The organism is Pseudohalocynthiibacter aestuariivivens (assembly GCF_018457175.1).
In the GTDB taxonomy this organism is placed as follows: Bacteria; Pseudomonadota; Alphaproteobacteria; order Rhodobacterales; family Rhodobacteraceae; genus Pseudohalocynthiibacter; species Pseudohalocynthiibacter aestuariivivens.
Genome location: NZ_JAGFNU010000009.1, coordinates 144,296 through 157,190, shown reverse-complemented (window position 1 = coordinate 157,190; position 12,895 = coordinate 144,296). Strand labels below are relative to the sequence as shown.

Sequence of the window (12,895 nt, the reverse complement as noted above, 5' to 3'; positions counted from 1 at the left end):
GGGCTGATTAGATGAGGCTGCCACCAACCTGCGACCATTGAATAGAAGACCTAGTGCTATCGCCCCTTAGATGTTTGCAATTTTGAGTTAGTCAATTCCTGTCGAAGGAGACCACCGACGAAGCGATCAAGGTTCATTGAGGAACAGGCGATTGGCAATCTGAAGGAACATCAATCGATACATGGTGTGAGGGAAACGTGCTGGAACTGCGGCGTCAGCGATGCGAAACTTAAAGCTGGCGCGCGCACGGTGTGGACGGAACAGACGTGATCTGCTACGCGGTCTGAGTTCGAACGAAGCCAGAAATCGCAGCAGCATGACACGTCGTTACACCTACACCTGTCTACTTCTCTCCTACGAGCAAGCGCCCTACATCGCAGAGGCGGTGCGCAGCGCATTGTTGCAGGAATGCGCGCCGATGCAGATCGTCCTCTCCGACGATGCTTCGCGTGATGACAATTACAGCCGCATGAAGGAGGTCGTGGACCAGTATGACGGCCGCACGATGTTCTCTTAAACCGATATGACACCAACCTCGACGTGAATGCACATCTCAAGAAGTGCCTTGAGATGTGTAGCGGGGACGTAATAATCGCGGCCGCTGGAGACGACATATACTATCCTGATCGCGCGCGGCGCATTATGGAGGCGTTCGAAGAAGCGGATCCTTTGCTTGTGTATTCGCATGCCGACGTGACGAAGCTCGATCGGTCGCCCGCTGAGGCGACCTACAGGAAGGCAACGTTTTACACGACCACGGACCCCCTTGCCGCAGCGAAATCGCGTGCGCTTTATCTCGGTGCAACATGCGCTTGGCATCGCGATCTTTATCGGAAATATGGGCTGATACAATTTGCGAACGCCCATGAGGATCTGATCCACGGGTTCCGAGCTGCCCTCGAGGGGAGGCTGCATTTCATCGATGCGCCGTTGCTGACCTATCGGATGGGGGCGGGCCTCACAAACACACCGACGGAGGCGCTTACAAAGGAAGCCTTCCGAAAGAAGCGCCTACGCGAAGTCGACCATGATATCTGCGTTTTCAAGCAGCGTCTCATAGATATACAGACCTTCGGTATGAGTCCTGATCACGAGATTTCGTTTCTTGGCGCTCCGCGCAAGCGAAGGAGAGATAAGGGCGGCGTTCATCACGCGAGGTTTTCCCGGGATTGTCCCATTCCTGAGTCGGCGCCTGCTGCGTGCCATCGGCATCGCGATCTCCGAGTCGCGTAGGCAACGCAAGGCGCTGCGGCATAGCGCTTGAGTTGGAACTATCTAGTTAGGGACGAGTTGAGATTCGCCAAAGCAAAACTTTTCCACCGTAAAGAATCGTAGGCACTTACAGCCTCAGAATCCGGAAGAGGTCAGGTGGTGGTTGTGGATGCCGCAACACATATCAAAAGTTGCCCGATACAACCACGCGTGTCAGGTCCACCGATACCTTCCCGCCGCTTTCCCGATCCGTTCCTTTACTGTGACGGGGTGATCGCTGCGAATGCGTCTCCGATGATATTGTGAATGTCCTGCCAATCCTGCATCTCGAAACGATTGCGCAGTTGCTTGGAGCTTAGGCGCATCTCAAAACACAATCATTTGGAGGAGCTAACGTAGGGCTCAGCCAACCGAAGTTCTGTTTCAGAGAAAACACTGCGTAAGTCAAATGGACACTTGTCCAGGTCACAATTGGTGCTTCGTGTGACAGAACCGGGATTGCCGCGCTATGAGCGCAGATCTTGCGCAGGCGTTTGCTGTTTGCTCTGGCGAGTTTGGTCATGCCGCACCGCGCAGCTCGGGGAATTGTGTCATGATGGTTTTGTGCGTCGGGATTGGTTTCGTAGCACCGTAGCCTGTTACGGACAAAGCTGCAGCAGCCGCTGCGTAGACCGCTGCCTCGGGTACTGTCTTCCTTTCAATCAGTTTTGACAGAAATGCACCGTCGAAACAGTCTCCGGCGCCGCTGGCATCTACGACTTCAACTTTTGGGCTGGGTAGGTGCTGCACTTCGTCTTGAAAAGACACCAGAACGCCATTGTCACCCATGGTCATCGCCACAACCTCGGGTCCCAGGCTGCGATAGTAACTCAAGATGTCTTCGGGTCGGTCCATGCCGGTAAGCTGACGTGCGTCATCGTAGCCAGGCAGAACGATGTCTGCACGAGCGACAGTGTCGTGGATGACCTTGCGTGCCCGTTCCAAGGGCCAGAGTTTTAGCCGTAGGTTCGTGTCATAGGAGACCCGACCTCCGTACTGCCGCATCTGATCGATGGCTGCCGACGCTGTTGCACTGGCAGAGGCGCTGATGGCTTGTGAAATGCCTGAAAGATGCAGGACTTGGGCCCCTTTCAACGCGGCGCTGTTCATATCCACTGGGCGCATTCGCGCCGCTGCTGAACCAGCGCGGCGGTACTCAAACTGATGCTCGCCGGTTTTATGCGTGATGAAGTAAATTCCAGTTGCGGCCTCTTCATGTGTCACCACACGTGTGTCGTCGATTCCTTCCGACCGCCATGTCTCTCGGATCATGGCACCGAACGGATCGTTGCCAAGTTGCGTCAGCATCGCCACGCGGGCACCCTGACGGGCAGCTGCAATTGCAACGTTAGATACGTCGCCTCCAATCCCTGAAACCCAGGTACCGTTCCCAACATCGCTGAATTCGAACAGAGGTTCGCCGAGGCAAATCAGATCGGGCTTTTTCATTTTCTGTCTCAGTGGTTGTTTCGAAGTTTGAATTTCCGCTCGATATCCTGATAGTCCGTCGCGCCATCCAAAATCATGCCCTCGGAAAACGGGCGGACCATGTCTCGGAAGATACCCTGCCATGGCGTCTGGCTTGCTGGGATAGGGAAACCACCTGCCTCTTCCAACTGTTGTCGACGCAAGGTAAGTTCACCGTCCGAGACCAGCACGTTTACGGCCTTGGAGCGCAGGTCCACGCGGATAACATCGCCAGTTTTCAGCAACGCAAGTCCACCACCGTCGCAGGCCTCGGGTGAAGCGTTCAGAATCGAAGCTGATCCCGAAGTTCCCGATTGCCGGCCATCACCGATGCAGGGAAGGGCATGAACACCCTGTTTGATCAGATACGAGGGCGGTCGCATGTTAACCACCTCGGCCCCGCCCGGATACCCCTTGGGTCCGGCACCACGCATAACCAGGATGCACGTCTCATCGATATCAAGTGCCGGGTCGTCGATGATGCTGCGAAACTGCTCCGGACCGTCGAATACGATCGCCCGACCTTCAAAGGCTTCGGGATCATCAGGATTTGAAAGATAACGCTGGCGAAATTCTTCGTTGATGACCGAAGTTTTCATCAGAGCACTATCAAACAGATTGCCTTTGAGGTTGAGAAAGCCTGCATTTTCCAGCATCGGGTTTTCGGCGCACCGGATCACATCACCATTGCTTGCCACTTGCCCGTCGTAATTCTGCGCAAGAGTTTTTCCGTTTGCGCCTTTTGCGCCGGGATGTGGCAGCAACCCGGCGCGCAACAACTCGGACACCACTGCGGGAACACCTCCGGCACGAAAAAAATCCTCTCCCAGATACGCACCCGAGGGCTGCATATTAACCAAGAGTGGAATGTGATGCCCCAAGCGTTCCCAGTCGTCGTTGGTCAGTTCAATCCCCAAATGACGGGCGATTGCATTCAGGTGGATCGGAGCGTTGGTTGACCCCCCCAACGCTGAATTGATGACAATTGCGTTTTCGAACGCGTCGCGTGTCATGATCTCGCTGGGGCGCAGATCCTCCAGCACCATATCGACGATACGCAATCCGGTGTAATAGGCCATCTGCCCTCGCTCACGGTATGGTGCAGGAATCGCAGCCGCTCCGGGTAGTTGCATCCCCAATACCTCAGCCAACGAGTTCATCGTCGTGGCGGTGCCCATAGTGTTGCAATAGCCGACAGAAGGTGCCGACGAAGCCGCGCGTTCCAGAAACTCTTCGGTGTCAATCTCGCCAGCGGCGAGTTGCTGCCGCGCATCCCAGATGACGCTTCCCGACCCGGCGCGTTCGCCATTGTGCCAACCGTTAAGCATGGGTCCGACCGATAACGCAATCGCAGGAATATTGACGGTCGCGGCCGCCATTAAAAGAGCTGGGGTGGTCTTGTCACAGCCGATTGTCAGCACGACGCCATCAATTGGATAGCCGAAAAGGGTTTCGACGAGACCAAGGTAGGCCAGATTCCGGTCCAGCATTGCGGTAGGGCGTTTGCCGGTTTCCTGAATCGGATGAACTGGGAACTCAAGCACAATGCCCCCGGCCGTGCGAATGGCTTCGCGGGTCCGCCCCGCCAGTTCCAGATGATGCCTGTTGCAGGGTGACAGGTCGCTACCGGTCTGCGCAATAGCAATGATTGGCTTGTCCGAGCGTAATTCTTCAAGCGTCAGGCCATAGTTCAGATAGCGTTCGATGTAGAGCGCGGTCATCTCCGGATCATCCAGATTGTTGAACCAGTCTCGCGAACGTAATTTTATTTTTGTCATTTACTCTTTCCTCTATCGGCCGGTCACACCAGGAAACATGATCAGAATAGCCAGTGCCAGTACCTGCATGGCAATAAACGGCAGCAGGGAACGAAAAATCTCACCCAGTGAAATATCCGGCGGCGCCACCGATTTCAGATAGAAGGCTGCAGGCCCAAAGGGCGGCGACAGGAAACTGACCTGCATGTTCATGGCAAAGACAACGCCGAACCAAACCGGGTCCAGCCCCAGATCGCGGACAATTGGCACAAAGATCGGCATGGTCAGCAGGGCGATACCAACCCAATCAAGGAACATGCCCAGCACAAACAGGATAAGCATCATCAGAAGCACGATCACGGTTGGGTTTTCCGAAACACCAACAATGAGTCCAGAAACGAAGTTGATCCCGCCCATCAGGTTGAACACACCGACCAGCGCCGAGGCTCCAATACCGATCCAAACGATCATGCCGACGGTTGACAGGGTTTGCAGTGCAGCGCCTTTTAGAAGACCCAAAGTGAACTCGCCCCGGATCACGGTAGACAGGGCTACGCCCACCACACCCATGGCAGAGGCTTCTGTTACTGATGCGATACCGCCATAGATTGACCCCAGAACAAAAATTACCACGATTATGGGCAGGATTAGCCCTTTAAGCAGCCGTAGCTTCTCACGCGTTGGGATTTCACCGGCTTCGGGCACAGGTGCGATGGCCGGATTCAGATAGGCACGTATCAGCACATAGGCGATATAAAATGATGCCAGCATCAACCCCGGCAGGAACGACGCGGTGAACAAGTCCCCGATAGAAACACTTGCCGTCAGACCATAAATAATCAGAACAATTGAGGGCGGGATCATCGTGCCCAGTGCACCGCCGGCGCAGCAAACACCGATGGCCAACCGCCGATCATAGCCCAGACGCAACATTTGTGGCAGCGCCAGCAGACCTAAAAGAACAACTTCGCCGCCGATGATACCCGACATCGCGGCGAGCACAACGGCCACAAGAAGTGTCTGAATGGCAATCCCGCCGCGAAGCCGCCCGCCGACCACGCGCATGGCGTCAAACAGGTCTTTGGCGATGCCGGATCGGTCCAGCATGGACGCCATCAGCACGAACATCGGTACTGAGACGAAAACGAAGCTGTTAACAAAGCTAAATATCCGCGAGGTGATCAGCGGCACCGACATTGGCCCGAACCAACCAAGCGCGAAGATCAGCGCGACCAGGAGCGTCACGAACGCCAACGGCATTCCGGTCAACAAAAGCCCCAGCAGCAGGACGAACATCACGAGGGTTCCCCACTCAATGCCCATTGACTTCATGTCGGTCAAATAAGACAGAAATTCCACGGTTCAGCGCCCCACAGGCTTGCGCAGGTAGTTGAAGGCGAGAATTGCAAATTGCAGCGCCATCAGAATAAGCACGATAAAGAGAAATACCTTGACCAGTCCGGGCGTGGGCGGATCCCAGGCACTGCCACTGGTTTCCAAGCGAAAGTCGCCTGTCGGGGTCCATACCGCTCGCACAACACTCTGCCATGAGGCCCAGGCAAAAACCGCACAGGCGAAACTGCAAGCCACAGATATGGCAACATCGAACCGTCGACGTTTGGCTGCGCCAAGCTGGTCGTAAATCAGCACCATCCGGATGTGGGCATTGCGCGATGCAACATAGAGCCCACCGAACACAAAGGAACAGGCTGTAAGAAAGATCACGGTCTCATGCGCCCAGATCGTTGGCCGATTGAGGCCGTAGCGCAAAATGACTTCCAGAAACAGGATTGCCGCGGAGGAAAGAATGGCTATCGCGAAAACGATGCCGAAAGCATTGATTACCTTGCCAAATGCACCTGCCTGAGGGATTGCCTCTGCAACTCTCTCTGGCTCTCGTTCATTCGTAATATCTGCCATTTACCCACCTCCCTTAAACCGCGACTGCCCCAGCTTTCAAGGCTGGGGCAGTCAAGTTAGCACGGCTTATTGCAGCAGGCCGTTGTCACTCAGGTATTTGGTCAAAGCTTCATAGACCACAGCGGATGCGTCTGATGCACCTGCGGCGGCTTCCCATTCAACCTTGGCGATGGCACGGAACTTCGCGCGCTCTTCCGCCGACCAATCGTGAACAGTCACCTCACCCGAGGCGACAGCTTCGGCAACCGCTGCGACGTCGCGTTCGGCCAGAGTGCTGACCTGCATCCGCGCAAAGTCCGATACGCTCTGCTCCAGCGCGGCTTGAATATCCTCAGGAAGCCCGTCCCAGGTTGCCTTGTTGATGCTCACTTCAACCAGCGGCATGGAGTGAAAACCCGGATAGACCGGATGACTGGCAATATCGTGCATGCCCTGGGCGTGGTTGGTCGAGAACACGGTATAGTCGGCGGCATCGATCACGCCCTTGTCCAGCGACGTGAAAACTTCGCTGCCTGGCAGGTTGACCGGCGCGGCACCTGCTGCTGCAAATACACGCTGAACCATGCCTTCAGGCGCGCGCATTTTCAGACCCATAAGGTCATCAACGCCATCCAGTGGCTTCTTCGACAGAAACGACTCCAGACCCGGGGTGGTGGCACCGATAAAGTGCAGGCCATAGGGCTCCATCAGCGAATTCATCAGCTCTTTGCCGCCGCCATTTTCCATGAAATCGAACATCTGCTCGGGATCGGACCAGGCGCCAACCGGATTGGCGATCAGGCCGAACGCAGGTTCTTTGCCGGCGAAGTAGGACGTGTCGGTGAAGTGGCCGTCCAGAATGCCCGCCGCTACGGCATCCTGTGTCTCGGTGTGGGCGACAATCGTGCCAACCGGCAGCAGTTCGATCGCAACACGACCACCTGTCCGTTCGGTCACTCCTTCAGCCCAAGACTGTTGCAGGATAAAGTTGGCGTTTCCTGCCGGGTCCGATGACTGGAACCGGAAGTTGTAATCTTGCGCCAGAGCGGATCCGGCAAGGACCACCCCGACTACCGCAGACACGGTGAACTTTGAAAAAATCTTATACATCTCTTCTCTTCCTCCCAAAATGCTGACTTCTTGGCCGCACTTGCAAACTGTTAATGATTGCGCAATCATTTGTCAACTTTCCGCGTTGTTTATTTTGTAATAGGATTGCAGAATATGAAGAAAATTAAGACAAAGCAAAAAATTACACTTGTGGACGTCGCTAAAGAAGCGGGTGTTAGCGCAATCACGGTTTCACGCACAATTCGCTCACCACACATGGTGTCGCCTAAGGCACGTGAGAAGGTTGAAGCTGCGGTTGATGCGCTTGGCTACGTGCCGGACGCAGCAGCTTCTGCGCTTGCCTCCAACCGTACGGATGTCATTGGTTTGTTGATCCCATCACTGACCAACAGCGTTTTTGCCGAGGTTTTGCGGGGCATGTATGACGAGATCGAAGGCACCCCGTATTCAATACAGATAGGTAATTACCGGTATAGTCCGCTGACAGAAGAGAAACTCATCCGTACCTTCCTGTGCCAGAAACCGGCAGGCCTGATTGTGGCCGGGCTCGATCAGACCGAGACCTCCCGAAAATTGCTGATGGAGGCTTCTTGCCCGATCGTTCAGATTATGGAATTCGACAAGGGACCCGTTGATAGCATGATCGGGTTTTCGCATTTCGAGGCGGGTGCTGCGGCAACACGTCATCTGATAGAGCAGGGTTACGAGCGGATTGGATTTCTGGGTGCGCGCATGGACCCGCGTTCACAACGCCGTCTGGCCGGATTCCGCCAGGAGCTTAAAAGCCGAGGGAGCCTTTCGGCCGAGCGGACGGTTACCACCCCCGAAGCTTCCTCGGTGGGCCTTGGTGCCGAGTTGCTAAGAGAACTACTTGTCCGCGCGCCAGACACTGATGCGATCTTCTGCAACAATGATGACCTTGCAATTGGTGCGTTGCTTGAGGCACAGCGCCGTGGCATCCGTATACCTGAAGATTTTGGCATATGTGGCTTCAACGATCTCGAAATCAGTAAGCAACTCAACCCCGGGCTAACCTCTGTCGCAACGCCCCGGTACCGTATCGGAGGTGCGGCTATTAAAACGATTGTTCGGTCTTTAGAGACGGATTCAGTGACAGCGCGAAAGCGACTTGATCTTGGTTTTGAGGTTATTCCCCGCGGCTCGAGTATCTTAAACCTGGAACGGAAAAATGCTCAAAGTTAATTATCAATTTGAACGCTGCCCTGATTTGTTGGCGAAATTTGACCAAGTTCTGAAATGTTATTTGCCAACAACGGTTTTCGTGGACGTTCAGCATCGCCTTGGCGTGACGGACAGCGGCCTCAAACCCCCGTTCCGCACCAAAGGCCAGTCAAGCGATTAACATTCAGCTGTCCAACGGTGGTCAGGGCACATCGGTTTGTGGCGGTCAAATGGGTGGCCAAAGGAAAAATGGTTAAGGATCTGTTGAATGAATTCGGTCGCATCTGACCCCGTTCTGATTGGAATCGATTGGGGCACTTCATCTTTGCGGGCTTTCTTGATTGGCGCGCAGGGCGAGGTGCTTGACCGCATCTCGACTTCGCAGGGGATCATGCATGTTCCGAACCGAGATTTCGACTTAGTTTTCAACGCGTTGGTTTCAGAGTGGCCCGCGGCTTGCAACGTGCCGGTTATTGCGTCCGGTATGATCACCAGCCGCAATGGGTGGGTCGAAACGCCTTATATCAACGTGCCATCCGGTGCCCAGGAACTGGCGGAGAACCTGATGTCGTTTGAAACGGCAGACGGAACGATTGTGCGGTTCGTGACCGGCATGACAACGGAACATAACGGCGCGCCGGACGTCATGCGCGGCGAAGAAACCCAGATCGTCGGGGCATTCTCACTGGGAATGGGTGACGGCGTTGTCGTCATGCCCGGAACCCACAGCAAATGGGTCACCGTTCGTGCTGGCAAGATTGAGGACTACGCAACTTTTATGACTGGCGAAATCTTTGCCGCTCTGCGGGGGTACACGATCTTGGGGACCCTGATGGAAGACGGGCCTTTTAATGAAACGGGCTTTCGTATGGGCGTATTGGCTGGGCTTCGGGAGGGATCGAACCTGCTGCATGACCTGTTTCATGTTCGCACGATGCCCTTGTTTGGAAGAATTAGCGCGGACATGGTAGCGGACTATTTGTCGGGCATGTTGATCGGCGCGGAAATTTCGGCACACATGCCGGACAATGAAATCAGCGATCTGATCACAATTGTTGGGCGCGATGATCTTGCAGACCGATACGAAACAGCAATGGGTATTGCCGGTTTAACCAGCCAGCGTGCCCCAGATGACATTGTGGCGCTGGGCCATTTCCTGATCGCCCAATCAGCAGGATTGATATTATGACATTGTGGCAAGATGCACTCACACAAAACCCGCTTATTGCGATTCTAAGAGGGCTCGAACCGGATAATGCAGTTTCCGTTGCTGAAGTGCTGGTTGACGCGGGATTTCGCATAATTGAAGTACCTTTGAATTCACCCGACCCCTTGGTGTCGATCAAACGTATCGCCGCCAAATACGGTGATCACATCGTCATCGGGGCCGGAACAGTTTTAACGGCGGACGAAGTTTCGGCGGTTGTGGACGCAGGTGGCCAGATCATTGTGTCACCAAACATGAGCCCCGAAGTCGGGGCGCGTGCTATTCAATTGGGCGCCAAATGGTGTCCCGGTGTGATGACCCCAACCGAAGCGTTCGAAGCGTTGCGATTGGGCGCGGCGGTCTTGAAATTCTTTCCCGCTGAAATGGTTTCGCCCGCAGTCTTTTCCGCCATGCGCGCAGTTCTGCCCAAGTCAGCTCTGGTTGCTGCAGTGGGCGGCATAAAACCCGAAATCATGCGCAGTTACTACGCTGCGGGGGTCAACAGTTTCGGCCTCGGCTCAGCGCTGTTCAAGCCAGGCGATGGGTTAGACGAACTGGCACAGCGCGCGCGGGTCTTTGTCGAGGCCTACTCTGATTTGACCAGCTGAGGATTTGGCCAGAAACTAAGATGCAAAACGGGTTTTTAGTCACGCACGCAAGATTACCTTCGATTTCAACCTGCTTCAAACTTGCTTCGACATCGGATCGTTCAGGTCCATCATAGGTCGCACAGGTTGCTATCCGACCCTCCACCGGCTTGGACCTCGCAGGAATCAAGACGGCACCCTCTGAAGACAAAGAGCCAATATTTTCTATATCCCCTTCACGCGTACACCAAAGGCAATTAATGAGGTACCCAAGTAAACAGTATCAGAAAGGCAGATGGTGAGTTTGCCGACGATGCTTTTGGACAATCGAATTTTGGACATCACTCACTTCGCTATAACTGTATGGGTTTGTGGTGAGCGCTTGTAAGACCTTCTGACTAATAAAGTTGGAGCCACCTTAAGTTTCGTCAAACCACATAGCGAGAGTCTCAGCACAATTCCAAAACAGGCGTGACGCCCCGTCAAACCAGGCGTAGAAACCGATACGGTCGATAGGTCCCAGTTACCGAAGTTTTTCCAATCGATTCTTATGAACGAAAGGCAGCAGCTTGAGACCGAGCATCTCGGAAAACGCCTAAGATAGAAAGTTATTATAGCTATTCTACTTATAAAAGAATCCATGCCCAATATGATGGGTGCGCGGCCAATCCTTTGCATCCTATCCTGAGCATGAAGATCAAGTTTCATGAAACGGTAAAGCGCTTTTGCACCGATGAATCCGGTGCAATCACTGTTGACTGGGTTGTGCTGTCGGCCGGTATTGTTGGCCTTGCTATCGCAGTCATGGTTTCGGTCGGCGGCGCAACCGCTGATATGGGTGACCTTGTCTCTGGCAACCTTGGCAGCCAACGCATCGCGACGTACTAATTGCAAGCCGGTTCAGCGGGCGCCATCAATGCCGATTACCCCAATACGGCCTTCACAGCTTTTGCGGTTTTAGCCACGACCTCGTCCGCCTCGCTTTTCGTCAGGCAGAAGGGTGGCGCAAAACCCAGAATGTCGCCCTGTGGCATCGCGCGCCCGATTACCCCTTCGCTAAGTAAGGCAGCGGCGACCTGCGGGCCAATTTTTATGGAAGCATCGAAAAACTCGCGTTTCTCTTTGTCTTCAACGAACTCTACGGCGCAAAGCATTCCTTCGCCTCTGATGTCACCTACGTTAGTGTGTTCTCCCAAGGTGTCTTTCATGGCTTTGTTCAGGTAAGCACCGACCGTGCCTGCGTTATCCACAAGATTCAGTTCATCAATAAGTTTAAGGTTGGCAACTCCAGCCGCCGCACCGATTGGATGGGCAGAATATGTCCAGCCATGACCAATTGGCCCGTTTTCATCTGTGCCTTGTTCCAGTACTTTCCAGACTTTGTCAGAAATGATTGAACCAGAAAGCGGCGCATAAGCAGAAGTCAGACCTTTGGCGATGGTGATAATGTCAGCCTCAATCCCGTAGTGATCAGAGCCGAACATTGTACCCAGTCGGCCAAAGCCGGTGACAACTTCGTCCGCGACAAGCAGAATGTCGTGCTTTTTCAGCACTGATTGGATGGCTTCCCAGTACCCGACTGGGGGTGGCACGATCCCGCCAGTTCCCAAAACTGGTTCGCCGATGAACGCAGCGATCGTGTCCGCACCTTCACGTTCGATCAGCTCTTCAAGTTCGGCCGCCAGATGCGCACTGAACTGGGCTTCACTCATGTCTTCATCGGTACGTCGGAAGTAATAGGGTGCTTCGGTGTGGATGATGTTGGCCAGAGGAAGATCAAATTTCTTGTGGAACAGCTCCAACCCGGTAAGCGAGCCTGTGATTAAGCCCGACCCATGATAACCGCGCCAGCGGCTGATGAACTTTTTCTTTTCCGGCCGACCCAGAATATTGTTGTAGTACCAGATCAGTTTGACATTCGTTTCGTTCGCGTCCGACCCACCAAGGCCGAAATAGACCTTCGACATATTTGCAGGCGCGCGATCAAGAATCATTTTTGACAAGGTAATTGACGCTTCCGTCCCATGACCAACGTAGGAATGATAGTAGGCCAGCTCTTTTGCCTGATCGGCGATCGCCTCTGCAATTTTCTGACGGCCGTATCCGACATTCACGCAGTAAAGCCCGGCAAAAGCATCCAACAGTTTATTGCCATCCCGGTCTTCGATATGCACCCCCGAGGCGGTCTTGATCACACGACTGGCGCTTTCGCCCCGCGCGTGCTGTGCAAGATGTGTCGAAGGGTGGAAAAAATTCTCTCGATCCCATTGATCAAGCAGATCATTTTTCAGCATTTTGCGTCCTTTTATACTGTTCTCACGGCCGGTGCCGATAGGTATCTCGATTAAGTGTTCGTGTATCAAAAAGCAATTTCCTGCAAATGACAAACACCCGGCTCTTTGGGCGGAGTGTGCGGAAATTGGTCAGAGGGTGTGGCTGTATTTCGCGCGATCTACAGTAGATTCTTCTGCTGA

The 12,895-nt window shown here is 54.2% G+C and carries 12 protein-coding genes; 5 read left to right on the top strand and 7 right to left on the bottom strand.

The genetic code is table 11. The features are described from left to right. Positions 1-316: 316 nt before the first annotated feature. Entirely contained in the window at positions 317-517 is a 201-nt protein-coding gene (locus J4E70_RS14080) for a glycosyltransferase (protein WP_213890271.1), read from the top strand. Between the two features lie 494 nt (positions 518-1,011). On the opposite strand, the gene J4E70_RS14075 is transcribed toward J4E70_RS14080, so the two are convergent. The 6 genes from J4E70_RS14075 to J4E70_RS14050 form a co-directional block, all read right to left on the bottom strand. Then, positions 1,012-1,212 (bottom strand): hypothetical protein, encoded by a 201-nt coding sequence (locus tag J4E70_RS14075; RefSeq protein ID WP_213890270.1) that lies wholly within the window; start codon positions 1,210-1,212, stop codon positions 1,012-1,014. A 558-nt stretch (positions 1,213-1,770) separates the two neighbouring features. Further along, complete coding sequence (locus tag J4E70_RS14070; RefSeq protein ID WP_213890269.1) at positions 1,771-2,700, bottom strand: sugar kinase; 930 nt, start codon at positions 2,698-2,700, stop codon at positions 1,771-1,773. Positions 2,701-2,708: 8 nt separating this feature from the next. Further along, on the bottom strand, positions 2,709-4,496 hold the full coding sequence (locus J4E70_RS14065; RefSeq protein WP_213890268.1) for an IlvD/Edd family dehydratase: 1,788 nt from the start codon (positions 4,494-4,496) through the stop codon (positions 2,709-2,711). A gap of 12 nt (positions 4,497-4,508) precedes the next feature. Continuing rightward, complete coding sequence (locus J4E70_RS14060) at positions 4,509-5,807, bottom strand: TRAP transporter large permease (RefSeq protein WP_377608639.1); 1,299 nt, start codon at positions 5,805-5,807, stop codon at positions 4,509-4,511. A 30-nt stretch (positions 5,808-5,837) separates the two neighbouring features. Further along, the gene (locus tag J4E70_RS14055; RefSeq protein ID WP_213890267.1) at positions 5,838-6,395 is read right to left on the bottom strand and encodes a TRAP transporter small permease subunit; all 558 of its coding nucleotides are present in this window, start codon (positions 6,393-6,395) and stop codon (positions 5,838-5,840) included. Positions 6,396-6,461: 66 nt separating this feature from the next. Next, the gene (locus J4E70_RS14050) at positions 6,462-7,484 is read right to left on the bottom strand and encodes a TRAP transporter substrate-binding protein (protein ID WP_213890311.1); all 1,023 of its coding nucleotides are present in this window, start codon (positions 7,482-7,484) and stop codon (positions 6,462-6,464) included. 114 nt (positions 7,485-7,598) lie between these two features. Between J4E70_RS14050 and gntR the strand changes: the two genes are divergently transcribed. The 4 genes from gntR to J4E70_RS14030 all read left to right on the top strand — a co-directional run bounded on the left by gntR (position 7,599) and on the right by J4E70_RS14030 (position 11,309). Next, on the top strand, positions 7,599-8,648 hold the full coding sequence (gntR, locus tag J4E70_RS14045; RefSeq protein ID WP_213890266.1) for an HTH-type transcriptional regulator GntR: 1,050 nt from the start codon (positions 7,599-7,601) through the stop codon (positions 8,646-8,648). A gap of 247 nt (positions 8,649-8,895) precedes the next feature. Then, positions 8,896-9,816, top strand: a complete 921-nt coding sequence (locus J4E70_RS14040) for a 2-dehydro-3-deoxygalactonokinase (RefSeq protein WP_213890265.1) — start codon at positions 8,896-8,898, stop codon at positions 9,814-9,816. Beyond that, positions 9,813-10,442: a 2-dehydro-3-deoxy-6-phosphogalactonate aldolase gene (locus tag J4E70_RS14035; RefSeq protein ID WP_213890264.1), complete on the top strand. Its 630-nt coding sequence runs from the start codon at positions 9,813-9,815 to the stop codon at positions 10,440-10,442. The genes J4E70_RS14040 and J4E70_RS14035 overlap by 4 nt, the downstream gene beginning before the upstream one ends. Before the next feature lie 669 nt (positions 10,443-11,111). Continuing rightward, positions 11,112-11,309 carry a Flp family type IVb pilin gene (locus J4E70_RS14030; protein WP_213890263.1) on the top strand — a complete coding sequence of 66 codons (198 nt, stop codon included), beginning with the start codon at positions 11,112-11,114 and terminating at the stop codon, positions 11,307-11,309. 35 nt (positions 11,310-11,344) lie between these two features. Here the strand turns inward: J4E70_RS14030 and J4E70_RS14025 are convergent, their stop codons facing one another. After that, positions 11,345-12,715 (bottom strand): aspartate aminotransferase family protein, encoded by a 1,371-nt coding sequence (locus tag J4E70_RS14025; RefSeq protein WP_213890262.1) that lies wholly within the window; start codon positions 12,713-12,715, stop codon positions 11,345-11,347. Positions 12,716-12,895 lie beyond the last annotated feature (180 nt).